This is a genomic window from Pseudomonas sp. NFACC56-3 (assembly GCF_900100025.1).
Taxonomy (GTDB): domain Bacteria; phylum Pseudomonadota; class Gammaproteobacteria; order Pseudomonadales; family Pseudomonadaceae; genus Aquipseudomonas; species Aquipseudomonas fluorescens_AA.
The window spans coordinates 106,637-131,249 of record NZ_FMTK01000007.1 but is presented as its reverse complement, the minus strand read 5'-3'; the positions used below and the strand labels follow the sequence as shown (position 1 = coordinate 131,249).

At 61.8% G+C, this 24,613-nt stretch carries 30 protein-coding genes; 20 read left to right on the top strand and 10 right to left on the bottom strand.

All coding sequences use genetic code 11. The features are described from left to right. Positions 1 to 91: 91 nt before the first annotated feature. The 4 genes from ahpF to galU all read right to left on the bottom strand — a co-directional run bounded on the left by ahpF (position 92) and on the right by galU (position 5,070). Positions 92 to 1,654: an alkyl hydroperoxide reductase subunit F gene (gene ahpF, locus BLO80_RS12795; protein WP_092328058.1), complete on the bottom strand. Its 1,563-nt coding sequence runs from the start codon at positions 1,652 to 1,654 to the stop codon at positions 92 to 94. A 123-nt stretch (positions 1,655 to 1,777) separates the two neighbouring features. After that, positions 1,778 to 2,341 (bottom strand): alkyl hydroperoxide reductase subunit C, encoded by a 564-nt coding sequence (gene ahpC, locus BLO80_RS12790; RefSeq protein WP_092328060.1) that lies wholly within the window; start codon positions 2,339 to 2,341, stop codon positions 1,778 to 1,780. Between the two features lie 241 nt (positions 2,342 to 2,582). Next, positions 2,583 to 3,938 (bottom strand): glutathione-disulfide reductase, encoded by a 1,356-nt coding sequence (gene gorA / locus BLO80_RS12785; protein WP_092328061.1) that lies wholly within the window; start codon positions 3,936 to 3,938, stop codon positions 2,583 to 2,585. 292 nt (positions 3,939 to 4,230) lie between these two features. After that, complete coding sequence (gene galU, locus BLO80_RS12780; protein ID WP_003182953.1) at positions 4,231 to 5,070, bottom strand: UTP--glucose-1-phosphate uridylyltransferase GalU; 840 nt, start codon at positions 5,068 to 5,070, stop codon at positions 4,231 to 4,233. 234 nt (positions 5,071 to 5,304) lie between these two features. On the opposite strand from galU, the gene BLO80_RS12775 reads away from it, so the two are divergent. Continuing rightward, on the top strand, positions 5,305 to 5,517 hold the full coding sequence (locus tag BLO80_RS12775) for a hypothetical protein (protein WP_072411522.1): 213 nt from the start codon (positions 5,305 to 5,307) through the stop codon (positions 5,515 to 5,517). 114 nt (positions 5,518 to 5,631) lie between these two features. Beyond that, on the top strand, positions 5,632 to 5,913 hold the full coding sequence (locus tag BLO80_RS12770; RefSeq protein ID WP_053122949.1) for a hypothetical protein: 282 nt from the start codon (positions 5,632 to 5,634) through the stop codon (positions 5,911 to 5,913). Positions 5,914 to 5,943: 30 nt separating this feature from the next. Here BLO80_RS12770 and BLO80_RS12765 read toward each other — a convergent pair whose 3' ends face one another. Both BLO80_RS12765 and BLO80_RS12760 read right to left on the bottom strand, forming a co-directional pair. Further along, positions 5,944 to 6,174, bottom strand: a complete 231-nt coding sequence (locus tag BLO80_RS12765) for a hypothetical protein (protein ID WP_072411518.1) — start codon at positions 6,172 to 6,174, stop codon at positions 5,944 to 5,946. Between the two features lie 108 nt (positions 6,175 to 6,282). Continuing rightward, on the bottom strand, positions 6,283 to 6,633 hold the full coding sequence (locus tag BLO80_RS12760) for a hypothetical protein (protein ID WP_092328063.1): 351 nt from the start codon (positions 6,631 to 6,633) through the stop codon (positions 6,283 to 6,285). Positions 6,634 to 6,835: 202 nt separating this feature from the next. Here BLO80_RS12760 and BLO80_RS12755 point away from each other — a divergent pair, with 202 nt between their 5' ends. The 5 genes from BLO80_RS12755 (at position 6,836) to ada (ending at position 10,194) form a co-directional block, all read left to right on the top strand. Beyond that, positions 6,836 to 7,138: a DUF1883 domain-containing protein gene (locus BLO80_RS12755; protein WP_003182962.1), complete on the top strand. Its 303-nt coding sequence runs from the start codon at positions 6,836 to 6,838 to the stop codon at positions 7,136 to 7,138. Between the two features lie 28 nt (positions 7,139 to 7,166). After that, a complete protein-coding gene (locus BLO80_RS29945; RefSeq protein ID WP_092328064.1) occupies positions 7,167 to 7,337 on the top strand; it encodes a hypothetical protein in 171 nt (56 codons plus the stop codon). 300 nt (positions 7,338 to 7,637) lie between these two features. Continuing rightward, positions 7,638 to 8,366 carry a 2OG-Fe(II) oxygenase gene (locus tag BLO80_RS12745; protein WP_092328066.1) on the top strand — a complete coding sequence of 243 codons (729 nt, stop codon included), beginning with the start codon at positions 7,638 to 7,640 and terminating at the stop codon, positions 8,364 to 8,366. Then, positions 8,353 to 9,033 (top strand): DNA oxidative demethylase AlkB, encoded by a 681-nt coding sequence (gene alkB, locus BLO80_RS12740; RefSeq protein WP_092328067.1) that lies wholly within the window; start codon positions 8,353 to 8,355, stop codon positions 9,031 to 9,033. Before BLO80_RS12745 ends, alkB begins: the two co-directional genes overlap by 14 nt. A gap of 87 nt (positions 9,034 to 9,120) precedes the next feature. Next, on the top strand, positions 9,121 to 10,194 hold the full coding sequence (gene ada, locus BLO80_RS12735; protein ID WP_092328069.1) for a bifunctional DNA-binding transcriptional regulator/O6-methylguanine-DNA methyltransferase Ada: 1,074 nt from the start codon (positions 9,121 to 9,123) through the stop codon (positions 10,192 to 10,194). On the opposite strand, the gene BLO80_RS12730 is transcribed toward ada, so the two are convergent. After that, on the bottom strand, positions 10,158 to 10,646 hold the full coding sequence (locus tag BLO80_RS12730; protein ID WP_092328070.1) for a GyrI-like domain-containing protein: 489 nt from the start codon (positions 10,644 to 10,646) through the stop codon (positions 10,158 to 10,160). The two genes, ada and BLO80_RS12730, sit on opposite strands and share 37 nt — an antisense overlap. Positions 10,647 to 10,793: 147 nt before the next feature. On the opposite strand from BLO80_RS12730, the gene BLO80_RS12725 reads away from it, so the two are divergent. The 9 genes from BLO80_RS12725 (at position 10,794) to BLO80_RS12685 (ending at position 17,881) form a co-directional block, all read left to right on the top strand. Further along, complete coding sequence (locus BLO80_RS12725) at positions 10,794 to 11,867, top strand: NAD(P)H-dependent flavin oxidoreductase (protein WP_092328072.1); 1,074 nt, start codon at positions 10,794 to 10,796, stop codon at positions 11,865 to 11,867. 225 nt (positions 11,868 to 12,092) lie between these two features. Then, positions 12,093 to 12,845, top strand: a complete 753-nt coding sequence (modA, locus tag BLO80_RS12720; protein WP_092328073.1) for a molybdate ABC transporter substrate-binding protein — start codon at positions 12,093 to 12,095, stop codon at positions 12,843 to 12,845. After that, positions 12,846 to 13,526: a molybdate ABC transporter permease subunit gene (gene modB / locus BLO80_RS12715; RefSeq protein WP_092328074.1), complete on the top strand. Its 681-nt coding sequence runs from the start codon at positions 12,846 to 12,848 to the stop codon at positions 13,524 to 13,526. 3 nt (positions 13,527 to 13,529) lie between these two features. Next, positions 13,530 to 14,609 (top strand): molybdenum ABC transporter ATP-binding protein, encoded by a 1,080-nt coding sequence (modC, locus tag BLO80_RS12710; protein ID WP_092328076.1) that lies wholly within the window; start codon positions 13,530 to 13,532, stop codon positions 14,607 to 14,609. A 190-nt stretch (positions 14,610 to 14,799) separates the two neighbouring features. Continuing rightward, entirely contained in the window at positions 14,800 to 15,855 is a 1,056-nt protein-coding gene (locus BLO80_RS12705) for a DNA topoisomerase IB (RefSeq protein WP_092328077.1), read from the top strand. A 115-nt stretch (positions 15,856 to 15,970) separates the two neighbouring features. Then, entirely contained in the window at positions 15,971 to 16,534 is a 564-nt protein-coding gene (locus BLO80_RS12700) for an ATP-dependent Clp protease proteolytic subunit (RefSeq protein WP_092328079.1), read from the top strand. Positions 16,535 to 16,754: 220 nt separating this feature from the next. Further along, positions 16,755 to 16,934: a con-10 family general stress protein gene (locus BLO80_RS12695; protein WP_082343568.1), complete on the top strand. Its 180-nt coding sequence runs from the start codon at positions 16,755 to 16,757 to the stop codon at positions 16,932 to 16,934. A 63-nt stretch (positions 16,935 to 16,997) separates the two neighbouring features. Then, positions 16,998 to 17,225 carry a hypothetical protein gene (locus tag BLO80_RS12690; RefSeq protein ID WP_092328080.1) on the top strand — a complete coding sequence of 76 codons (228 nt, stop codon included), beginning with the start codon at positions 16,998 to 17,000 and terminating at the stop codon, positions 17,223 to 17,225. Positions 17,226 to 17,410: 185 nt separating this feature from the next. Further along, a complete protein-coding gene (locus tag BLO80_RS12685; protein ID WP_092328082.1) occupies positions 17,411 to 17,881 on the top strand; it encodes an arsenate reductase ArsC in 471 nt (156 codons plus the stop codon). A 4-nt stretch (positions 17,882 to 17,885) separates the two neighbouring features. Here BLO80_RS12685 and BLO80_RS12680 read toward each other — a convergent pair whose 3' ends face one another. Next, positions 17,886 to 18,419 (bottom strand): DUF3087 family protein, encoded by a 534-nt coding sequence (locus BLO80_RS12680; RefSeq protein WP_092328083.1) that lies wholly within the window; start codon positions 18,417 to 18,419, stop codon positions 17,886 to 17,888. A gap of 217 nt (positions 18,420 to 18,636) precedes the next feature. Between BLO80_RS12680 and ppnN the strand changes: the two genes are divergently transcribed. Next, a complete protein-coding gene (ppnN, locus tag BLO80_RS12675) occupies positions 18,637 to 20,010 on the top strand; it encodes a nucleotide 5'-monophosphate nucleosidase PpnN (RefSeq protein WP_092196679.1) in 1,374 nt (457 codons plus the stop codon). Between the two features lie 125 nt (positions 20,011 to 20,135). On the opposite strand, the gene BLO80_RS12670 is transcribed toward ppnN, so the two are convergent. Together BLO80_RS12670 and BLO80_RS12665 are read right to left on the bottom strand one after the other, a co-directional pair. Further along, complete coding sequence (locus BLO80_RS12670; RefSeq protein ID WP_092328085.1) at positions 20,136 to 20,804, bottom strand: HAD family hydrolase; 669 nt, start codon at positions 20,802 to 20,804, stop codon at positions 20,136 to 20,138. A gap of 171 nt (positions 20,805 to 20,975) precedes the next feature. Beyond that, positions 20,976 to 22,322, bottom strand: coding sequence for an MATE family efflux transporter (locus BLO80_RS12665; RefSeq protein WP_092196685.1), 1,347 nt, complete (start codon positions 22,320 to 22,322; stop codon positions 20,976 to 20,978). A gap of 374 nt (positions 22,323 to 22,696) precedes the next feature. Here BLO80_RS12665 and BLO80_RS12660 point away from each other — a divergent pair, with 374 nt between their 5' ends. The 3 genes from BLO80_RS12660 to BLO80_RS12650 are packed head-to-tail and all read left to right on the top strand — an operon-like array spanning position 22,697 to position 24,595. After that, on the top strand, positions 22,697 to 23,914 hold the full coding sequence (locus BLO80_RS12660; protein ID WP_092328086.1) for a methyl-accepting chemotaxis protein: 1,218 nt from the start codon (positions 22,697 to 22,699) through the stop codon (positions 23,912 to 23,914). Positions 23,915 to 23,925: 11 nt separating this feature from the next. After that, positions 23,926 to 24,294, top strand: coding sequence for a response regulator (locus BLO80_RS12655; protein WP_003203044.1), 369 nt, complete (start codon positions 23,926 to 23,928; stop codon positions 24,292 to 24,294). Positions 24,295 to 24,310: 16 nt separating this feature from the next. Beyond that, complete coding sequence (locus BLO80_RS12650) at positions 24,311 to 24,595, top strand: STAS domain-containing protein (protein ID WP_092328088.1); 285 nt, start codon at positions 24,311 to 24,313, stop codon at positions 24,593 to 24,595. The last annotated feature ends 18 nt before the right edge of the window (positions 24,596 to 24,613 follow it).

The following is a 24,613-nucleotide window of genomic DNA, read 5'->3' as shown; positions in this document are numbered from 1 at the left end:
TCGCGAGCAAGCTCGCTCCCACAGAATGATGGTCGATAAAAAACCCCATGAGCCATGGCCCATGGGGTTTTGTCTTGCCGCTTTCGGCTGTTTATGCCGGCGCGGAGGTGCGGATCAGGTGGTCGAAGGCGCTCAGCGAAGCCTTGGCGCCCTCGCCCACGGCGATCACGATCTGCTTGTACGGCACAGTGGTCACGTCACCGGCGGCGAACACGCCTGGGATCGAGGTCTCACCACGGGCATCGACGATAATTTCCCCCCTCGGCGACAGCTCGACGGTGCCTTTGAGCCAATCGGTGTTGGGCAACAGGCCGATCTGCACGAAGATCCCTTCCAGCGCCACGTCCCGCACTTCACCGCTCGGACGGTCCTTGTAGCGCAAGCCATTGACCTTCTGGCCGTCCCCCGTCACTTCGGTGGTCTGGGCATTGGTCACCACTGTCACGTTTGGCAGGCTGTGCAGCTTGCGCTGCAACACCGCGTCGGCACGCAATTGCACATCGAACTCCAGCAAGGTGACGTGGGCCACGATACCCGCCAGGTCGATCGCCGCCTCGACGCCGGAGTTACCACCGCCGATCACCGCCACGCGCTTGCCTTTGAACAACGGGCCGTCGCAATGCGGGCAGTACGCCACGCCCTTGTTGCGATATTGCTGCTCGCCCGGCACGTTCATTTCGCGCCAGCGAGCACCGGTCGCCAGGATCACGGTCTTGGCCTTGAGGCTCGCACCGCTGGCGAACTTGATTTCATGCAGGCTGCCGTCCTTGCCCGGCAGCAAGGCGTCGGCACGCTGCAGGTTCATGATGTCCACGTCGTACTGCTTGACGTGTTCTTCCAGGGCAACGGCCAGTTTCGGCCCTTCGGTTTCCTGGACCGAGATGAAGTTCTCGATGGCCATGGTGTCGAGCACCTGGCCGCCGAAACGTTCGGCCGCCACACCGGTGCGGATCCCTTTACGGGCCGCGTAGATCGCCGCCGAAGCGCCAGCCGGGCCGCCGCCGACCACCAGCACATCGAAGGCATCCTTGGCGCTGATTTTCTCAGCCTGGCGTTCGATGCCGCTGGTGTCGATCTTGGCGAGAATCTCTTCCAGGCCCATGCGGCCCTGGCCGAAGTTCACGCCGTTCAGGTAAATGCTGGGCACGGCCATGATCTGACGTTCATCGACTTCGGCCTGGAACAGCGCGCCGTCGATGGCGACGTGGCGAATGTTCGGGTTCAGCACCGCCATCAGGTTCAGCGCCTGGACCACGTCCGGGCAGTTCTGGCACGACAGCGAGAAATACGTCTCGAAGTTGAACTCGCCTTCAAGGGCGCGAATCTGTTCGATGACCTCGACACTGGCCTTCGATGGGTGGCCGCCGACTTGCAGCAGGGCCAACACCAGCGAAGTGAATTCGTGGCCCATGGGGATGCCGGCAAAACGCAGGCTGATATCGGCGCCCGGGCGGTTCAACGAAAACGACGGCTTGCGCCCATCGGTACCGTTGTCGAGCAAAGTAATCTTGTCGGAAAGACTGGCAACGTCTTGGAGTAACGCGAGCATTTCCTGGGATTTCGCACCGTCGTCGAGGGAGGCGACGATCTCGATCGGCTGGGTGACCCGTTCCAGGTATGACTTCAACTGAGCTTTAAGATTGGCGTCCAACATACGGGCGATTTCCATTTTTGAATTTCAGAAAAAACAACGCCCGAGCGAATCTCGCCCGGGCGTTTTTTGGGGCGAAGCGGCTTACTTGATTAAGAGCGGATCGCCCTCGGATGACTCACAGACTTAGATCTTGCCGACCAGGTCCAGGGACGGAGCCAGGGTGGCCTCGCCTTCTTTCCACTTGGCTGGGCAGACTTCGCCCGGGTGAGCGGCTACGTACTGAGCGGCCTTGATCTTGCGCAGCAGCTCGGAAGCGTCGCGGCCTACACCACCGTCGTTAATTTCGACGATCTTGATCTGGCCTTCAGGGTTGATCACGAAAGTACCGCGGTCAGCCAGGCCGACTTCTTCGATCAACACGTCGAAGTTGCGGGAGATGACGTGGGTCGGGTCGCCGATCATGGTGTACTGGATCTTGCCGATGGCTGGCGAAGTGTTGTGCCAGGCAGCGTGGGCAAAGTGAGTGTCGGTGGAGACGCTGTAGACCTCGACACCCAACTTCTGGAATTCGGCGTAGTTGTCAGCCAGGTCTTCCAGCTCGGTTGGACAAACGAAGGTGAAGTCGGCCGGATAGAAGAACACGACAGACCACTTGCCTTTCAGGTCGGCATCCGAGACTTCGACGAATGCGCCGTTTTTGAAAGCGGTAGCGTTGAACGGTTTAACTTGGCTGTTGATGATAGGCATCGATGTTTCTCCATCAGGGTTGAGAAGTTGATGGAGGGAATCTTAACCACTCATCCCCCCGCTGGCTCATTGGCAAACCTGATGTGAATGATTGGTTTTGGCTATCAGGAATCTATATAGATAGAAAAAATCTGTAGGTGCTGGTGGAGGCTGCGATCTTCCGCTGGGGACTCAAGTGTCTGGGGGAAAGATCGCAGCCTCGTTGCACTCGTCAGCTCCTACGCAACGGCTACGGGCCGCGTCAGGCGACGGGCGTACGCATCGTCACGAACTCTTCGGCGGCGGTCGGGTGCACGCCGATGGTCTCGTCGAAGTCGCGCTTGGTGGCACCGGCCTTGAGGGCGATGGCCAAGCCTTGGACGATTTCACCGGCATCCGGGCCGACCATGTGGCAACCCAGGACCTTGTCGGTCTGGGCATCCACCACCAGTTTCATCAGGGTGCGCTCCTGGCAGTCGGTCAAGCTCAGCTTCATCGGCCGGAAACGGCTTTCGAAGATCTCGACCTCATGCCCCTCTTCCCTGGCCTGCTCCTCGGTCAGGCCCACCGTGCCGATGTTCGGCAGGCTGAACACGGCGGTGGGGATCATCCGGTAATCCACCAGTCGATATTGCTCGGGCTTGAACAGACGCCGCGCCACCGCCATGCCTTCGGCCAGGGCGACAGGGGTGAGTTGGACGCGACCGATCACGTCGCCAATGGCCAGGATCGACGGTTCGGTGGTCTCGTATTTTTCGTTGACCTTGACGAAACCCTTCTCGTCCACCGCGACGGTGGTGTTCTCCAGGCCGAGATTGTCGAGCATCGGCCGCCGGCCGGTGGCGTAGAACACACAATCGGTGATTAACGTTTTGCCATCCTTGAGCTCGACCCTCAGGCTGCCGTCGTCCAGTTTTTCGATGGATTTAATGTCGGCGTTGAATTGCAAGTCCAAGCCACGACGGGTCAGTTCTTCGGCCAGGTGCTTGCGCACCGCACCGTCGAAACCGCGCAGGAACAGTTCGCCGCGATACAGCAACGACGTCTGCGCGCCCATGCCGTGGAAGATCCCGGCGAACTCCACCGCAATGTAGCCACCGCCCACCACGATGACGCGCTTGGGCAGCTCCTTGAGAAAGAACGCCTCGTTGGAGCTGATGGCGTGCTCGCGCCCCGGAATGTCCGGGATCACCGGCCAGCCGCCGGTGGCGATCAGGATATGCCTGGCGGTGTGACGCTGGCCGTTGATCTCGACTTCATGGGGCCCGGTCAGCCTGGCGTGACCTTCGTGCAACGTGACGCCGCTGTTGACCAGCAGGTTGCGGTAGATGCCGTTGAGGCGATTGATCTCCTGGTCCTTGTTGGCGATCAGCGTGGCCCATTCGAAACTCGCCTCGCCCGCCGTCCAGCCATAGGCCGACGCTTGCTCGAAGTCCTCGGCGTAATGCGCGCCATAGACCAGCAGTTTTTTCGGCACGCAGCCCACGTTGACGCAGGTCCCGCCCAGATAGCGACTTTCCGCCACGGCCACCTTTGCCCCAAAACCGGCGGCGAACCGCGCAGCTCGCACACCACCGGAACCGGCGCCAATCACATACAAGTCAAAATCATAGGCCATTTTCTATCTCCTTCGGCAGGTCATCAGCATACCTGCTGTTTTCACCTGAGGCAGCGTTGCGGTGGGTTATGGGGGCGGAAAACGAAAAAAGCCAGCCGGGCTGGATTAAACGCAATTCCTGTGGGAGCGAGCTTGCTCGCGATGGCGTCGGATCAGCAGCATTGATGTTGGCTGGCACACCGCGATCGCGAGCAAGCTCGCTCCCACAGGGGGTTTGCTTGTGTGCGAGACTTTTCCCCGCGCAAAAAAACGCCCCGAACCAGTCGGGGCGTTTTTCAAGGCGCGGCGGCTATCAGTAAGCCTTGCCGGTCTTGTAGAAGTTCTCGAAGCAGAAGTTGGTCGCGTCGATGTAGCCTTCAGCGCCACCGCAGTCGAAACGCTTGCCCTTGAACTTGTAGGCCATGACGCAGCCGTTCTGGGCCTGTTTCATCAGGGCATCGGTGATCTGGATTTCGCCGCCCTTGCCTGGCTCGGTCTGTTCGATCAGGTCGAAGATGTCCGGGGTCAGGATGTAGCGACCGATGATCGCCAGGTTCGACGGTGCGTCTTCAGGCTTTGGTTTTTCAACCATGCTGTGAACACGGTAGATGTCGTCGCGGATCATTTCGCCGGCAATCACGCCGTACTTGTTGGTTTCCTGCGGATCGACTTCCTGGATCGCCACGATGGAGCAGCGGAACTGCTTGTACAGCTTGACCATCTGGGTCAGGACGCCGTCGCCTTCGAGGTTGACGCACAGGTCGTCCGCCAGGACCACGGCGAACGGTTCGTCGCCGATCAATGGGCGGCCGGTCAGGATCGCGTGGCCCAGGCCTTTCATTTCGGTCTGGCGGGTGTAGGAGAACGAGCACTCATCCAGCAGTTTGCGGATGCCGACCAGGTACTTTTCCTTGTCGGTGCCTTTGATCTGGTTTTCCAGCTCGTAGCTGATGTCGAAATGGTCTTCCAGCGCGCGTTTACCACGGCCAGTCACGATGGAGATTTCAGTCAGGCCCGCATCGAGGGCTTCTTCGACGCCGTACTGGATCAGTGGCTTGTTCACCACCGGCAGCATTTCTTTGGGCATGGCTTTAGTCGCTGGCAGGAAGCGAGTACCGTAACCGGCTGCTGGGAACAAGCATTTCTTGATCATATAAGTCCTTGAAAAGGCGGTGTGTACGAGTTTCGGCGCAGTCTAATCAGGCGACGGGCACCTTACAATGCCCGCACTGGCCAACCGGTGCCATCATAGAGAAATAAAAAACGGCGGATAGTTCAATCGCCTTTCGTTTCGATGGCAGCAGCGGTCCACTGTACGCCAGTGAGCGCTGTTTGCGAGCATTTGACGTATCATGGCGTCCTTGATCAAGCCAATTGAGGCAGCTAGATGTCGGCAAGAAACGCAAACGGTTATTCGGTCAGCCAGGGCAAGGACGGCCAGTGGTGGATTATCAACTACCACGGCGAGCAGGTCGCCGGTCCCTTGCCTAGCAAGGCCATGGCAGTGGAAGTGGCTGCGGTATTCCAGGACGAACGCGCTGCCCCAGCGACGAATGAACGCGAAAGCGCCCCCGCACGCAGCCCCCGCCGCAAGAAATGACCAGACCGGCCCTAGTCGATGCCACCCGGGCATCGAACGAGGCCGGTTTCGCTGTACCGCAATGGCCATTCGCTATAATCTCGCCGTTGCCCTTTCCTCCTCGATGACGATCCCATGAAGACACTTCTGGCGCTGTTTACAGTCCTGGCCCTGGCGGGCTGTGCCTCGGCCGAAAAAACCTATCTCGATAATGGCGAGCAGGGCTTGGCCATCGACTGCTCGGGCGAGGCCAATTCCTGGGCGACTTGCTATGAAAAGGCCGATGCGTCCTGTGCCGGCACCGGCTACCGCATCGTCGGCACCGACGGCACGCCCCAGGCCAAGGAAAGCGAGAAGACCCTGGGCGTCGACGTCGGCAACTTCAGCAGCCGCAGTGTCGTGGTGGTCTGTAAATAAGCGAGTGTCCTGTATCTGCGATACAGGACACTAGATGTGGATCTCGGCGGTCTTGATGCCCAGCCCGCGTATGGTCTCGATCAGGTCATCGAGTTGGCTGAAGGACTCGACTTCGTCCTGCTCATCCACCAGGAAAAAACTGCGCCCTGCGCTTTTCTTGAAGAACACCACCCATTCGCCCGGGTTCGCCGGGTTCTGAATCACGTGGGTGGCATAAATAAGGCCTTCTGCATGGCGCTCGCGCACCTGCTCGCGTTTCATCGACTGACTCCATGAATGACAATGCCGCCAACGTTGACCGTGGCGGCATTTTTTGTCGAGGGCGCCAGTCTAGCCGATGGCCGCCCGCTCGTCAGGCGCTGACGGTGCTCAGCCGGAAATACAGGCGTTGGCCGCATCCTGCACGTCGCCCGGACGCACCGGCACGTTGGACATGCTTTCGTGCAGCTTGATGCTGCTGCCACTGGAACGCTCGTCAATGTCGAACACCGCCGCCGGCAAGGACGACAGTTTGCCCGGCACGATCAGCCGCACGCCGCTCTTGTGCGGCTCCATTTGCAGCGAGCCACGGCTGCTGGCCAGCTTGTCGGCAACGCACTTGGCATATTCGTGTGGTTTCTTTCCGGAGATGACGCTCATGGTGGGAGGCGTCTGATTGATGTCCGATACCGATGCACATCCACTCATGGCCAATGCCAACACCCACACGCTGCGCTTCATATGTTTCCTCCAATAAAGATCCTCCGACAGTGCAGACGCCGTTTTGCTCCGGCGCCGCACCGCTTTTTTTCCCCGCCACCTGCGATAAATGAACAAAGCCTGGAGCGCGAGACGGATATTAACACTCGAGGCTGATAAACTGCGCCTCATTGCCCCTTGCTATCGTTTTGATTTTGTAGAAAAAGCCCTTCTGGAGGCGCCCATGAAATTCATTCACCAGCGCGAGCACCTGAACGAAGACGACATAGTCGTCATCGAATGCTCCCAAATGTGCAACATCCGTTTGATGAACGACGCCAACTTCCGCAGCTTCAAGAACGGCGGCCGGCACACCTATCACGGTGGCGCGTTCGACACGTTCCCGGCCAGGATCACGGCGCCGAGCACCGGTTTCTGGAACATCACCATCGACACCGTCAACCGTCGTGCAATCAGCGTCACGCGCAAGCCGACCCTGACCCACAAGATCAAAATCATCCGGCGTTCCAGCTCGAAACTGAGCTGAGCATCGCCCTTTCAAGAAAGGCAAAACCGTGGCCCAGACGACCAAATATGTCATCAAGTACAAGCTAAACGGCGAACGCCGCTTCGAATTCGCGCAGATGGAAACCGGCACCGAGGAAGAAGCCCGGGCCGCGTTGCAAAAGCTGCATGGCGAAACCGACGATGTGATCAGCGACATCGGCGTCAGCAAAGCGCTGTAAAGACTCACCCTGATAAATTTTTTTGGCATCAAGGTGGGCCCAATGCTTTTGTGGCGAGGGAGCTTGCTCCCGCCGGGCGGCGAAGCCGCCCCATTGTCTGGTGCATTCTTGCAAGCAGACCGCGCTGGCAGGTTTTACGACTGCTACGCAGTCGAGCGGGAGCAAGCTCCCTCGCCACAGAGGATTCGTCGTGCCTGCTGACGGGAGCGACTCAGGACATTAATGCATCGCAAGAACCGGAGTGCTGACCAACGAAGCACTCCCCAGACTGAGCAATCCTTTGCACCAAGGATTGTCATCATGCCCACTCCCCCGCATCTGCCCTCACTGACCCAACGAATAAATCACCTGGATGGGTCGGCCCTGGAACACAGCCTCGAGCAGGACGGCAGCGCGCTCATCCGCAACCTGCTGCCCGCCACGCAATGTCGAATGCTCAGCGGTTTATACGCAGAGAGCGGGCTTTTTCGTTCCCGGGTGATCATGGCCCGCCACGGATTCGGGCGCGGCGAGTATCAGTATTTCCGCTATCCGCTACCGGACCTCATCCAACAGCTGCGTCAGGCGTTGTACCCAATGCTGGTGCCGCTGGCGAACCGCTGGAACGAATGCATGGGCCTTGAAGGGCGATATCCCGACCAGCACGCCGACTTCATCCAACGCTGTCACGCTGCGGGACAATCGCGTCCGACGCCCTTATTGCTGCAATACGGTCCGCAGGACTACAACTGCCTGCACCAGGATCTGTATGGCGAGCAGGTGTTCCCCTTGCAGGTCGCGATCCTGTTGTCGGAACCGGGCCAGGACTTTACCGGCGGCGAGTTTGTCCTCACTGAACAGCGCCCGCGCATGCAGTCGCGGCCCCAGGTCATCGATCTGAAACAGGGCGACGCCGTGGTATTTGCCGTGCACCAACGGCCAGTCAAAGGCGTTCGCGGTTATTATCGGGTGAACATGCGCCATGGCGTCAGCCGCGTGCACAGCGGCAGACGGCACACCTTGGGAATCATTTTTCATGATGCGCAGTAACGACACACCGTTCACATTGGACCTGTTCGCCGACCAGGCGCCCACCACGTCCGGCCAGATCGAACAGATTGGCCAACAATCCTTCGTACTGCGTGGGTTCGCCTTGCCCTGGCTCGACCGTTTGCTGCCGGCGCTGGAAAGCGTCCTGCAGGCTGCGCCGTTCCGGCAGATGGTCACGCCCGGTGGCTTTACCATGTCGGTGGCCTTGAGCAGTTGCGGCGCCCTGGGCTGGACCACCGACCGCAGCGGCTATCGCTACACCGCCCATGACCCGCAGACCGGCCACCCCTGGCCCGACATGCCGGCGGTGTTTCGCGAACTGGCCCAGGCCGCCGCCCGGCAGGCGCAGTTCGAGCATTTCGAACCCGACAGCTGCCTGATCAACCGCTACGTGCCCGGCGCGCGGATGTCGCTGCACCAGGACAAGGACGAACGCTCCCTCGCCGCGCCCATCGTCTCGATCTCCCTGGGCTTGCCAGCGGTGTTCCAGTTCGGCGGCTTCGAGCGCAGCGACAAGAGCCTGCGCATCCCGCTGCTCCATGGTGACATCGTGGTCTGGGGCGGCGTGGACCGGTTGCGTTACCACGGCGTGTTGCCGCTCAAGGAAGGACAACACCCGCGCCTGGGGGCCCAGCGAATCAACCTGACGTTTCGCACCGCCGGATGAAGGTGCAGAATTCAACCGCAAGCCCCGGAGTGTCGTCACTTGGATGGCTCGCTACTGTAGGCAAAACGGGCCAATGGGATAACGACCATGAACAATACTTCGAACAATCTTGCCCCTGAACTGGATCCCCGCTGGGCCGCCGTGCTCGCCCGGGATCCGCGCGCCGATGGGCAATTCGTCTATGGTGTGAAAACCACCGGCATCTATTGCCACCCCAGCAGCCTGTCGCGCCTGCCCAACCCACGCAACGTCGAATTCTTCGACACGCCGGAACAGGCCCAGGCCGCCGGCTACCGGCCCAGCAAGCGCGTGGCCCGGGACCAGACCCAGATCGCCGCCCAACAAGCGGCCCGAGTCGCGGCGGCCTGCCGGCAGATCGAGGCGGCCGAGGAACTGCCAGGCCTGAATGAGCTGGCAGCAAGCGCCGGCTTGAGCCCCTTCCACTTTCATCGGGTCTTCAAGGCCGTCACCGGCCTGACGCCCAAGGGTTACGCTGCCGCCCATCGCTCACGCAAGGTGCGCGCACGCCTGGCCGATGGCGGCACGATCACCGAGGCGCTGTACGACGCCGGTTTCAATTCCAACAGCCGCTTTTATGAAGCCGCCGACAAGGTATTGGGCATGAAGCCTACGGACTACCGCGCCGCCGGGCAGAACACCGACATCCGTTTCGCCGTCGGCCAATGCTCCCTCGGCGCGATCCTGGTGGCGCAAAGCGAGCGTGGCGTGTGCGCGATCCTGCTGGGAGACGACCCCGACGCGCTGGTGCGGGACCTGCAGGACAAATTCCGCCGGGCCAACCTCATTGGCGCCGACCGGGAATTCGAGCAGTTGATTGCCCAAGTGGTGGGCTTTGTCGAAGCACCGGCCCTGGGCCTGGACCTGCCCTTGGACCTGCGCGGCACCGCCTTTCAGGAACGGGTCTGGCAAGCGTTGCGGGACATTCCCGCGGGCAGCACCGCCAGCTACGCCGAGATCGCCCAGCGCATCGGCATGCCCAAGGCCGTGCGCGCCGTGGCCCAGGCCTGCGGCGCCAACAGCCTGGCGGTGGCGATCCCTTGCCACCGGGTGGTGCGCAGCGACGGCAACCTGTCGGGCTATCGCTGGGGCGTGGAGCGCAAGCGTCAGCTGCTGGCGCTGGAGCGCTCGGCCGGGGACTGAACGCCGATGTAGATCGCCACCGAGTCGGGGCCGCTGTAGACCTCGAAATCGGTGGTGAAGCGGCGTAGCGTCTGTGGGTTATCGGCGAAGTAGGCCCAGATCAGGCCCCAGGTCTGGATCACGCAATCGGGCATCGGCCCCTTGGCCGAAAACACCAGGTAGTCGCCGCCCTCGATGTCCACGGCGGGGTAACCGGCGCTCGTCGCATCCACCTGTACGCCGGCCGTCACATCGAAGTAGCCGGTGGCGTCGGACTCGTAGTTGGAATACACCCCATAGACAAACGACTCCGACTGCCGGGCCGGGATGCTGTCGAACAACCCTTCGTTGAAGAACTGCTGCCACATCGGGCCGATCTTCGCCGTGTCGGGCCGCTGCTCGTCGGTGTTGCGGGTGTGCACCTGCAAACCGGCCACGGTGAAGGGTTCGACGGTCTTGAGTTTCACGTCCATGGGTCAGGCTCCTTGATGACTGAAGCCGCATGGTAACCCTCCCACCGACGGGATCAAGTTGCCGAGGGCGATTGAAAAACTCGACTGGCCCTCGCCGGCCCACACCTGCTAAAAACGCTGTTTCCTTCTGCCGTCGGAGACCCGCACATGAGCCAGTGGCCAGACACTCGCCTTCTTGATCTGCTCGGTATCGAGCTGCCCATCATCCAGGGGCCGCTGGCCGGGGTGACCGGGCCGGCCATGGTGGTCGCCACCTGCAATGCCGGCGGGCTGGGTTCGATGCCGGCGGCGATGCTCGATGTCGAGCAGTTGCGCCAGGCGCTGACGACCATCAGCGAACAGACCGACAAGCCGTTCAACGTGAATTTTTTCTGTCACCAACCGCCGGCCTTCGACGAACAGCGGGCCGAGACCTGGAAGCAACGGCTCAAGCCGTATTATCAGGAACTGGGCGTCGACTTCGACGCACCGACCCCGGTGTCCAACCGCACCCCCTTCGATGATGCCGCCTGCCGGGTATTGGAGGAGATGCGTCCCAAGGTGGTCAGTTTCCACTTTGGCCTGCCGGAAAAATCCCTGCTGGACCGGGTAAAGGCCACCGGGGCGAAAATCCTTTCGTCGGCCACCACCGTCGAGGAAGCCATCTGGCTCGAACAGCACGGTTGCGACGCGATCATCGCCATGGGCTATGAAGCCGGAGGCCATCGCGGGATGTTCCTCAGCGACGACCTCAACACCCAGGTCGGCCTGTTTGCCTTGCTGCCGCAGGTGGTGGATGCGGTGAAGGTACCGGTGATCGCCACCGGCGGCATTGGCGATGCGCGCGGGATTGTCGCGGCATTCGCCCTGGGCGCCTCGGCGGTGCAACTGGGCAGCGCCTACCTGTTCACCCCCGAGGCGAAAATCAGCGCGTCCCATCACCGGGCGTTGCGCACGGCCAAGGAAAGCCAGACCGCCGTCACCAACCTGTTCACCGGCCGCCCGGCCCGGGGCATCGTCAACCGGGTGATGCGCGAAGTAGGCCCGATGAGCCCGCTCGCGCCGGCATTTCCCCTGGCGGGCGGCGCATTGATGCCGTTGCGCGCCAAGGGCGAAGCGGACTTCAGCAACCTCTGGGCCGGCCAGGCGTTTCCAATGGGCCGCGAGCTGTCGAGCGCCGAACTGACCCGGCGGTTGGCTGAAGAGGCATTGGCCCGATTCAACAACCGTGGGCGGCCCTGACGGTCGTCATCGCCTGTCAGGCCGCCATCGCGAGCAAGCTCGCTCCCACAGGTCCAGTGGTGTGTCCGGATTGCCGGTTGCTCCCCTATCCCCTGTGGGAGCGAGCTTGCTCGCGATGGGGCCAGTCCTCGCCTTCTCGTTGCCCCGACAAAATGCCGCGTTCCGTTTGTCGGCCATTCGCTATATATTCCGATATATAGCGAACCTGCCCTCGGAGCCTCATCTATGCGCCTCACCCGCTTCGCGCCGTTGCTGTTGATCCCGTTCCTGACTATTGGCGCCGTCCAGGCCGCCGAGGTGCAGGTGGCGGTCGCCGCCAATTTCACTGCGCCGATCCAGGCCATTGCCGCCGATTTCGAAAAAGACACCGGGCATAAACTGGTGGCGGCGTACGGTGCCACCGGGCAGTTCTACACGCAGATCAAGAATGGCGCGCCATTCGAGGTTTTCCTCGCCGCCGACGACACCACCCCGGCCAGGCTCGAAAGCGAAGGCGACACCGTCAAGGGCTCGCGCTTCACCTACGCTGTCGGCACCTTGGCGCTGTGGTCGGCCAAGGCCGGTTATGTCGACAACCAGGGCCAGGTCCTCAAGCGCAACGACTTCCAACACCTGTCCATCGCCAACCCGAAAGCCGCGCCCTATGGCCTGGCCGCGACCCAGGTGCTGGACAAGCTGGGCTTGACCAACCAGGTCAAAAGCAAGCTCGTCGAAGGCCAGAACATCACCCAGGCCTACCAGTTCGTCTCCACCGGCAACGCCGAGCTGGGCTTCGTCGCCTTGTCGCAGATCTACAAGGACGGCAAGGTCACCGGCGGTTCGGCGTGGATCGTCCCGGCCGAACTGCATGACCCGATCAAACAGGACGCGGTGATCCTCACCAAGGGCCGGGACAACCCCGCCGCCGTGGCCCTGGTGGATTACCTCAAAGGCCCGAAAGCCGCTGCCATCATCCAAGCCTACGGTTACCAACGCTAAATGCCCCTGACCAGCGCCGACTACGCCGCCATCTGGCTGACCCTGAAGCTGGCGTCCTTGACCACGGTGATCCTGCTGCTCGTCGGCACGCCCATCGCGTTGTGGCTGTCACGCACCCGCTCCTGGTTGCGCGGGCCGGTGGGGGCGGTGGTGGCGTTGCCGTTGGTGCTACCGCCAACGGTGATTGGCTTTTACCTGCTGCTGGCATTGGGGCCGAACGGCTGGATCGGCCAGCTCACCCAGGCCCTCGGGTTGGGCACCCTCACCTTCAGCTTTACCGGGCTGGTGATCGGCTCGGTGATCTATTCCATGCCGTTTGTGGTGCAACCGTTGCAAAACGCCTTCGCGGCCATCGGCAGTCGCCCCCTGGAAGTCGCCGCCACCCTGCGAGCCGGGCCCTGGGATACGTTTTTCAGCGTCATCCTGCCCCTGGCCCGTCCCGGTTTCATCACCGCGGCGATTCTGGGTTTCGCTCACACCGTCGGCGAATTCGGCGTGGTGCTGATGATCGGCGGCAACATCCCGGAGAAAACCCGGGTGGTGTCGGTGCAGATCTACGACCATGTCGAAGCCCTGGAGTATGCCCAGGCCCACTGGCTGGCGGCGGCGATGCTGGTGTTTTCATTCCTGGTGCTGCTGGCGTTGTATTCCAGCCGCCGAACCCGTGCCGGTTGGGGCTGATCGATGATCAACGCGCACTTGCAACTCGACCACGGAGCTTTTTCCCTGGACCTGGATGTGCAACTGCCAGGCCGTGGCGTGACCGCCCTGTATGGGCCTTCCGGCTCCGGCAAGACCACTTGCCTGCGCTGCATTGCCGGGTTGGAGCGGCCGGCCCGGGGCTTTATCGAGGTCAACGGCCAAGTGTGGCAGGACAGCGAGCACGGCGTGTTCGTGCCGCCCCACAAGCGGCCGGTGGGGTATGTGTTCCAAGAGGCCAGCCTGTTCGCCCATCTGTCGGTACGGGCCAACCTGGCGTTCGGCCTCAAGCGCATCGCGCCGGCACAACGGCGAGTGGACATGAACCAGGCCACCGATCTGCTGGGTATCGGGCACTTGCTCGAGCGCCAGCCGCACAACCTCTCCGGCGGCGAGCGCCAACGGGTGGGCATCGCCCGAGCCTTGCTCACCAGCCCGCGGCTGCTGCTGATGGATGAGCCGCTGGCGGCCCTCGATACCCGGCGCAAAAACGAAATCCTGCCCTACCTGCAACGACTCCACGATGAGCTGGACATCCCGGTGCTGTATGTCAGCCATTCCCAGGACGAAGTGGCGCGCCTGGCCGATCACATCGTGCTGCTCGACGCTGGCCGCGCGCAGGCCAGCGGCCCCATCGGCGAAACCCTGGCCCGGCTCGACCTGCCATTGGCCCTGGGGGATGACGCCGGGGTGGTGATCGAGGGCAAGGTCAGCGGCTATGACCCGGCGTATCAATTGCTGACCCTGAACCTGCCCGACAGCCAACTGACCGTACGCGTCGCCCACACGTCCCTGGCCCTCGGCCAGCCGCTGCGCTTCAAAGTCCAGGCCCGGGACGTCAGTCTCAGCCTGGCGAACGATGCCCAGACCAGCATCCTCAACCGCCTGCCAGTCACGGTAGTCAGCGAACAGGCCGCCGACAACGCCGCCCATGTGCTGGTCCGCCTGGAAGCCGCCGGTACTCCGCTGCTGGCGCGCATTACCCGTTACTCCCGCGACCAGTTGAACCTGCGGCCGGGGCTGGCGTTGTGGGCGCAGATCAAGGCGGTGGCAGTGTTGGCGTAGTCCCCTTGTGTGAGCGAGCTTGCTCGCGATGACGGCGGTACATCCAACATTGATGCAAGCTGATTCACCGCTATCGCGAGCAAGCTCGCTCCCACAAGGGTTGCGGGTAGCCGCAGAATCTTGGCACGACCGCAACGGGCTGCGGTCAATCGATCACAGGCCACCGGATTCGCTGCCAAGGACTTTCTTCATGCCCGACACCCTGCCGCCGGATGCACTGCCGGCCGACCTGCATTACGTCGACGACACCGCCCCCGGCATCACCCGCAAGAAATTGCGTGGCAAGTTCTGTTATTTCGACCCGCAGGGCCAGCGCATCACCGATGCGGCCGAGATCCAGCGCATCAACGCCCTGGCGGTGCCGCCGGCCTACACGGATGTGTGGATCTGCATCGACCCCCGAGGTCATCTCCAGGCCACCGGGCGCGATGCCCGCGGGCGCAAGCAGTACCGCTACCACGCGCGCTGGCGTGAGGTGCGCGATGCGGACAAGTATTCGCGGATGCTGGAATTCGGACGCGCCCTGCCGCGCCTGCGCAAACGCCTGGAAGAAATCCTCGCCACGCCCGGTTTCAGCCGCGACAAAGTCATGGCCACGGTCATCACCCTCCTGGACATGACCCTGATCCGCGTCGGCAACCCCCAATACGCTCGCGACAATCGCTCCTACGGCCTGACGACCCTGCGCAACAAGCATGTGGAAGTCAACGGCAGTGCCATCGCCTTTCAGTTCCGCGGCAAAAGCGGCATCGAGCACCAGATCACCGTGAAGGACCGGCGCCTGGCGCGGATCATCAAGCGCTGCCAGGAGATTCCCGGGCAGAACCTGTTCCAGTACCTGGACGAACACGGCGAGCGCCACTCCATCAGTTCTTCGGACATCAACGCTTACCTCAAGACCCTGACCGGCGCCGACTTCACCGCCAAGGACTATCGCACCTGGGCCGGCAGCGCAGCCGCTCTGGCCGGGCTGCGGGCGCTGCGTTGGGAAACTGAGACCGAAGCCAAGAGACACGTCACCGAGATGGTCAAGCAGGTCTCCCGACAACTGGGTAACACACCGACCGTCTGTCGCAAATGCTACATCCACCCGGCGGTGGTGGAGGGTTTCCTGCTCGGCGCCCTGAAGGCACTGCCCAAACCCCGGGCCCGCAAAGGCCTCAGCGAAGAAGAAGCCGGATTGACGCTATTCTTGCAACGGATGACACAAGCCGCCGAGGCATGCGAACAGGCGCAATCGGCTTGACGCGATTCACCCGTAACGAGCCAAGAAGGCGGAACATCGGCAGGCCACCGGACTCCCAATTTTACGGCACGACCACGCGCAGACTTTAAAAGGGTGAAATCGACAGGAGCTTCAGATGTCCGAACACATTGTCCATTTCCATTGCCAGATCGATCAGGGCACCACGGAACGCTTCCGGGACAATTGCCTGGAAGCCATTGAAAAAGGTGCCGACTCGCTGATGCTCAACCTCTCCACCGTCGGCGGCAGCACCAACTTCGGTTTTACGCTCTACACCTTCATCAAGTCCCTTCCAGTGCCGGTGCGGGCGGTCAACGCCGGCAACATCGAGTCGATGGGCATCATCATGTTCCTGGCCGCCAGCGACCGCACCACCACCCCGCACTCGAGGTTCCTGATTCATCCGATGAACTGGTATTTCGGCCAGAAATCCGTGGACCATTCACGTCTGCGTGAGTACCTGTCCAGCCTGGACAACGACGTGGCGCGGTACGTGGAGATCTACGTCAAGGAAACCGCTGGCGCCGCGACTCAATTGGATATCTTCAAGTGCCTGTGCGCCGAGGAACGGGTGATTCCGGCTGAAAATTCCCTGGCCTTCGGCATCGCCCATCGGGTCGAGCAAGTCGTGTTTCCTGTGGAGGCCAAGCACTGGAAAGTCAGCGGCGGTGAAGATTAAACAATGTCATTGATAAATAAAATGCTTATGGGTTCATCAATAAAACCCAGTAATCCTGTACAACTTTCAAGCGAAGCGGCTGTATAACTTTCCCCTTTGCTTTTATTCGAGCTATAACCGTTCGTCGCCAACGAAACGTTTTCATTAAACTTCCCCCGGGAATCTTCTTTCACAGTTAGGCGAGGCAGTTGCTCGCTTAACCAAAATGAGGATTCTCAACATGGCTAACACTGGAAACAAGAACCCAGGTAATTTTGCAAATGATCGTGAAAAAGCATCGGAAGCCGGCAAGAAAGGCGGACACGCTTCGGGCGGCAATTTTGCAAACGACCGGGAAAAAGCCTCTGAAGCCGGCAGGAAAGGTGGCGAACGCAGCCATGGCGGCGGCAGAAAATCGTAACCTGGAAAACCGCCAGGACGCAGTCACGCTGCGCCCTGGCGCTTGACCGTACAGAGGTCGCCCATGAGCAGCCGGGATCGATTCATTATCAGTTTCATCAGCAACGGCCAACCCGACAATCGCGTGGTCGAGGCCCGCTCCGAGACATTGAGTGTCAGCGAAGCCGAAGCCTTGTTGAGGGCGACATTCAGTGAACTCGAGAAAGTTGAACTCAGCGATGTGCAAGTTCAGAAGAAAACCAGGCCCAACGAAGAAGAACATGGCGTGCCGGGACATTTCAAACAGCCATAATTCAAACTAATTCCGTAACGCCCTGTTTGTTTGACACTTCGAACACCCTGCGGCTAAGGAGCAAACTCCTTCGCCACGCACTGGTATTCCAACCATCCAACGGCGCTGAAATATGGAATTTCATATATCCGAGTATCCATATATACTCCGGCGCAGCCCACCCCGCGCCTATCGGAGCCGAATCGATGAAAGTCCTCTTCATGTGCACCGCCAACAGCTGCCGCAGCATTCTCAGCGAAGCGATGTTCAACCATCTGGCCCCGGCCGGGTTCGAAGCCGTCAGCGCCGGCAGCTTTCCCAAGGGCCAAGTGCTGCCGCGCAGCCTGAGCACCTTGCAGGAGGCCGGTATCTGTATCAACGGCTTGTGCAGCAAAGGCAACGATGCTTTCGAGAGCAGCCCGCCGGACATCGTGATCACGGTGTGCGACAACGCCGCCAACGAGGCCTGCCCGGTGTATTTCGGTCCGGCGCTCAAGAGCCACTGGGGCCTGGCGGACCCGTCGGAGGTCAAAGGCAACGATGATCAGGTCGGCCAGGCGTTCCACAGCACCCTGGACCGCATCGAAGCCCGCTGCCGGGCCTTCTTCGCCCTGCCCTTCGACCAGTTGGACGCCCAGGCCCTGAAAGCCGAGCTGGACCGCATCGGCACCCTCTGACAGCTCAACCGGCGTTATACGCCTGCTTCACCGTCTCGATCCAGCTTGGGTCCAGGCGCGACTGTTCGGTGTCCAGGCCCAGCGCCTGCATGTTCGCCAGGTGCCCGTCGGCTTCACGCGCCAATGAGCCCTGGGCGCTGGAGTTGGCGTCCAGCTGATGCATCTGGGCCAGTCCCAGGTGATAGAAGCGAAGCAGCTTCATGGCGGTGGGGTCCTGGGCTTGCACACCGGCCGTCACCTGATGCATCACGTTGGTGATTTTCATCAGGCTGCGCTTGAGCTGCCAGCCATATACCGCGGCGGCCATCCACGGCTGCGACCAGAAATACTGGCGCATCAGCACGGCCATCGCCAACACGGCGACAATCACCCCACCGAGGTTGAAGCGAAAGTTATCGCCTCCGGGCGTACCCAACAGCATCACGGCCAGGCTGGACAGCAGCATCGCCAGGGCCAGGAACACCACCGCGATGATCAGGGTGCTGCGGCGGGTCTGCCTGCGGTAGGTATCGCCATCCCACGGTTTGATCTCGAACATCGCGGCGCAATTTCCTTGTACGGCATCAAAAGAGTCACGCATTATCGCCTGCCTGGTCGATTTAGCTATGCTGGGGCTCATTTTGTATGGCCGCCGACTAGCCGGGCCCGGATCGAAGTCCATGGCGATAGCGCAAGGATCGTGCGATCTTTCCGCGTGGACGTTTTTTTCAAGATGCCGTCGTTGTGTGCATGGCATCGTTTTCAAGGAAAGCTGAATGACTCAAAGACATGTAATCAACGCCTCGGTAAGCCCCAAGGGCAGCCTGGAGACCTTGTCCCAGCGCGAAGTCCAGCAACTGAGCGAAGCCGGTTCCGGCAGTATCTATACCCTCTTTCGCCAGTGCGCCCTGGCCATTCTCAATACCGGCGCCCATGTCGATAACGCCAAGACCATCCTGGAAGCCTACAAGGACTTCGAGATCCGCATTCACCAGCAGGACCGGGGCGTACGCCTGGAGCTGCTGAACGCGCCAGCCGATGCGTTCGTCGACGGCGAAATGATCGCCAGCACCCGGGAAATGCTCTTCAGTGCCCTGCGCGATATCGTCTACACCGAGAACGAACTGGACAGCCAGCGCATCGACCTCAGCTCGTCCCAGGGCATCAGCGACTACGTGTTCCACCTGCTGCGCAACGCCCGCACCCTGCGTCCTGGCGTGGAGCCGAAAATCGTCGTGTGCTGGGGCGGTCACTCGATCAACACCGAAGAATACAAATACACCAAGAAGGTCGGCCACGAACTGGGCCTGCGCAGCCTGGACATCTGCACCGGCTGCGGCCCGGGCGTGATGAAAGGCCCGATGAAAGGCGCCACCATCGCCCACGCCAAGCAGCGCATCCATGGTGGTCGCTACCTGGGCCTGACGGAGCCGGGAATCATCGCCGCCGAGGCGCCGAACCCGATCGTCAATGAGCTGGTGATCCTGCCAGACATCGAGAAACGCCTGGAAGCCTTCGTGCGTGTGGGCCACGGCATTATCATCTTCCCCGGCGGCGCCGGTACGGCGGAAGAGTTCCTGTACCTGCTGGGCATCCTGATGCACCCAGCCAACGAGGACCTGCCCTTCCCCGTCGTGCTCACCGGGCCGAAAAGCGCCGCGCCGTACCTCGACCAGTTGCATGCGTTCGTCGGTGCGACCCTGGGCGAGGCCGCGCAGAAGCACTACCAGATCATCATTGACGACCCGGCCGAAGTGGCCCGGCAGATGACCCAGGGGCTCAAGGAGGTCAAGCAGTTCCGCCGCGAGCGCAACGACGCCTTCCACTTCAACTGGCTGCTGAAGATCGACGAGGGCTTCCAGCGCCCGTTCGACCCGACTCACGCCAACATGGCCAGCCTCGGCCTGAGCCGTGACCTGCCCGCCCACGAACTGGCCGCCAACCTGCGCCGGGCGTTCTCGGGGATCGTGGCCGGTAACGTCAAGGACAAGGGCATCCGCCTGATCGAAGAGCACGGTCCTTACGAGATCCACGGCGACGCCGCCATCATGGAACCCCTCGACCGCCTGCTCCAGGCCTTCGTCGCCCAACACCGCATGAAACTGCCGGGCGGCGCGGCATACGTGCCGTGTTATCGCGTGGTGACCTGACCACAACGCCCCAGAGCCGGTGTGGGAGCGGGCTTGCTCGCGAAGGCGTCAGATCAGTGGATATTGACGTTGGCTGATACACCGCATTCGCGAGCAAGCCCGCTCCCACAGGGGTTTTGCTGTGGTCACAAAATCGGAATCAACCGCATCAACCCGCCCGCACCCACCTCGACACCCAGGCTGCGGTAATCCTTGATCTGCGGATGAAGGGTGACCACAGGGTGCGTGTGCGTTGCCGTCACCACCATCACATCGGCCCCGGCGGCCTCGCCTGCCCGAATACCGGCCTCGGCGTCTTCAAACACCAGACACTCCTGGGGCGTCACCTGCAAGCGTTCGGCCGCCAGGCGATAGCAGGTGGGGTCGGGCTTGCCGTCGCTCACGTCCTCGGCGGTGACCATCACTGCCGGGCGCGGGATCCCCGCCGCTTCCATACGCCGCAAGGCCAATGCCATGGGCGCTGAGGTGACGATTGCCCATCGCTCTGGCGGCAGGCTTTTCACAAACGCCAGAGCACCGGGCACTTGCACCACCCCTTCGACGTCTTCGATTTCTTCCTGGGTAAGCTGCTCGGCCTCGGCCTGGGCATCTACCCCTGGCAGGTGCTGGCGGGCGATGGTGTCGATGGCGCGCACCCCATGGATGGTCGGCAGGAACGTCGCCACGTCCAAGCCATGGCGCAGGGCCCAGCGTGTCCAGATTCGCTCGGTGGCGGCGATGGAATTGAGCAGTGTGCCGTCCATGTCGAAGAGGAAGGCGCGGTAAGCAAGGTTGGGTAGAGGGCTGGCAGGCATCGGATCCTCGGTGGCGGCATGACGGGTAACGACCACTGTAACATCGCCAGGCACCGAACCCTTGTGGGAGCGAGCTTGCTCGCGATAGCGGTGGATCAGCCTGCATCGATGCCGAGTGTGCCGACGCCATCGCGAGCAAGCTCGCTCCCACAGGGGCCGGTGATGGATTGATTACACCAACCGCTCAATCGGCTGATGCTGCCAGACCCGCTTGTAGTAAAGCGTCTGCAACAACAGCATGCTCAAGTAAGCCACCGGGAACGCCATCCACACCCCTTGCAGCCCGAAGTGCGCGTCCAGCAGATACGCGGCCGGCACTTGCACAGCGACGATGCAGAAAATCGAGATGGCGACCGGCACCAGCACCGTGCCGCTGGCGCGCATGATGCCGCCGACGATTGCCTGGAAGCCGAACACCAGCAAGCTCCAGAGCATGATATGCAGCAAATGTTCGGCCTGGACCCGCGCCGCCGGGTCAGTGATGAACAGCCCCAGCAGCCAGTGGGACAACAGGTAGCCCAGGAGCACCAGCCCACCGGTGAGCCAGAGGTTGAATGCGAGCCCCGTGCGCAGGATCGGCCCCAGGCGCTCCAGGCGGCCGGCACCGATGGCCTGGGCGCCGAGGATCGAGGCAGTGATGGCAATCGACAGCGCCGGAAACTGCACGTAGTTGACGATCTGCGTCACCGCGCCGTAGGCCGCCGTGGCCTGGGAGCCGTGGCGATTGACCAGCGCCAGGATCACCAATTCCGACAACGAGATCACCACCATTTGCAACCCCGTGGGCAGGCCGATGCGCAACACCTTGCCGAGGATGTCCCTGTCCAGGCGCATCGCCGCGAACAAAGCACGGTCCGGCGCCAGGGCATGCTCGCGGCGACGCAGGCGCCACGCCAGCATCAGCATCGCCGACGTCGTCCCCGCCAGCCCCGCCCATGCCGCGCTCTGGATGCCCATCTGCGGCAACCCCAGCCAGCCGCGAATCAACGCTGGCGTGAGCAGCAGCCCGACACTGGTGGACACCAGCAGCGCCAACATCGGTGACACCGTATCGCTCACCCCGCGCAGCAACTGGGTGAACAGCACGAATACCAGCAACATCGGCAAGATCCACAGCATGACCCGGGCATAGGAAACGGCGTCCTCCAGCACATCGGCCGGCGTGCCGAGCCCTTGCAGCGCCTGACGCGCAAAGACACTGCCAAGCACCGCCGCCACCAGGCCAATGATCGCTCCCAGCAACAAGGTCGAACCGGCAATCGCCTTCACCGTACCGGTTTCGCCGGCGCCATAGGCCTGCCCGATCAACACCCCCGCCCCCGCGCCCAGGCCGATCACCAAGGCGATAAAGAAAAACACGATGGGAAACATGCCCGACACCGACGCCAATGCCTGGGTGCCGAGCATCTGGCCGATGTAGATGCTGTTGAACGTGCCGGACATGGACTGCAGGAAGTTGGACAGGACCATGGGGATCAGGAACAGGAGATAGGTTTTCCAGAGGGGCTGGGTCGGCATGGGGACTCTGATGGCAGGTTCGAAAATCCAATGCGGGGTAATTTAGCTCAATACATCGATTCTGTTTCAGAAGATGTCCGTTTTCGTGGCGAGGACGCATGCTCCCGTCGGGCTGCGCAACCGTCCCAAATCCACCGGACTGACGCCCTTGGCGGAAAGGCTCGCCTCACGCCCCAGCCGGAGCAAGCGCCCTAGCCCGGGGATCTCCACAGGTCAGGCCATCTCGACAATTTCCCGATCTCGTCTATTCTCAGATATCACTGTGCCATTATTTTTATCGAAATCGGACGACTGGTCCTCAAGACAGTGCCGACTTTGCAGATAACCAGTTATTCGCAAATTACCTGTCAGCACCACTGTTCAAGGACCGAACCATGACGTCGTACTCTCACGGTCATTCCCTTTCCCAATCACAACCACGCATTCTCTGGAGTGCCGTGCTGGTGGCCATTGCCGCGGGCATTGGCGTGCTGGCGCTCAATGGCACGAGTGGGCAAAACATCGGTTTGAGTGTGGCGATCCTGGCGCTGGGCGTCGGTGCTGGCGTATGGGGTGCGCGTTCGCAACGCCAGCAGTTCGACAGTGCCCTCGCCGCCGCCATCGCCCACCACGACCTGCAAGGCAGCGAGCACCTGGCCCATAAAACCCACGCACAACTCAACGACGTCATCCTCGGTGCCATGCCGATCTGGGCCAAGCAGGTCGAAAGTTCCCGGCAGCAGACCGAAACCGCGATCGTTTCCCTGACCAGCCGCTTCACCGGCATTTCGTCACGCCTGGAAGACACCGTGCAAGCCTCGCAATTGGCCGCCGGTGAACTGGCCGGCAGCAGCGGTGGCGGCGCCGTGCAGGTGCTGGCCCAAAGCGAAGGTGAACTGGTCAAGGTCATCGATTCCCTGAAGGCCACCCAGGCCAGCCGCGACGAAACCCTGGCCCAGGTGCGCAACCTGACGGCCTATACCGGCGAGCTGCGGACCATGGCCGCCGACGTCGCGGCGATTGCCGCGCAGACCAACCTGCTGGCCCTCAACGCCGCCATCGAAGCCGCCCGTGCCGGCGAGGCCGGGCGTGGGTTTGCGGTGGTGGCCGACGCCGTGCGCAGCCTCTCGAGCAAGTCCAGCGAGACCGGCCAACAGATGTCGGCCAAGGTCGACATCATCAACACCGCCATCACCCAACTGGTGCATGCCGCCTCCAGCGGCGCGGACCAGGACAGCCATTCGGTCAGTGCCTCCGAGCAAAGCATCCAGCAGGTGCTGGAGCGCTTCAAGAGTGTCACCGGCCGCCTGGCCGACTCGGCCGACATGCTGCAACGGGAAAGCTTCGGCATCCGTGATGAACTCACCGAGGTGCTGGTCAGCCTGCAATTCCAGGATCGGGTCAGCCAGATCCTCAGCCACGTGCGCGACAACATAGAGGACCTGCATGTGCATCTGCAGCAGGCCAGTCAGTCGCCCGACCAGGCCGTCTCCATCGATGCCCGCCAATGGCTGGCGCGCATGGAAACCACCTACGCCACCGACGAGCAACGCCGCAATCACCACGGCGACTCGAGCGCGCAACAGAGTTCACAGGAAATTACCTTCTTTTAGGAGAGCCGCTCATGGCTAAAAGTGTATTGGTTGTCGACGACTCCGCGAGCGTTCGGCAGGTGGTCGGCATCGCGTTGAAAAGTGCCGGCTATGACGTGATCGAAGCCAGCGATGGCAAGGACGCGCTGGGCAAGCTCAACGGCCAGAAAGTGCATCTGATCATCAGTGACGTGAACATGCCCAACATGGACGGCATCACCTTCGTCAAGGAGGTCAAGAAGCTGGCCAGTTACAAGTTCACGCCGATCATCATGCTCACCACCGAATCCCAGGAATCGAAGAAACAGGAAGGCCAGGCCGCCGGGGCCAAGGCCTGGGTGGTCAAGCCGTTCCAGCCGGCGCAGATGCTGGCGGCGGTATCCAAGCTGATTCTTCCTTAGATAGCCGGAGGCTCCCATGCCGTTGCACTACGAAACACAGGATGACACCGCCCAGGTGCACATCGACGGCGAGCTGACGATCTACACCGCGGCCGAGCTGGCCGCACAGTGGCTGCCGCACCTGGGGGTGACGCCGCGAATGGCCCTTGATCTGTCGCAGATCACCGAGATGGACGGCGCTGGCCTGCAACTGCTGCTGATGGTGCAGCGCGAGGCCTCCCGGGCCGGGACCCAACTGACCCTCACCGGCCAAAGCCAGGCCGTCACGGAGACACTTGCCCTGTGCAACCTGGTTGCCTAGGACGTCGGACACGACAAA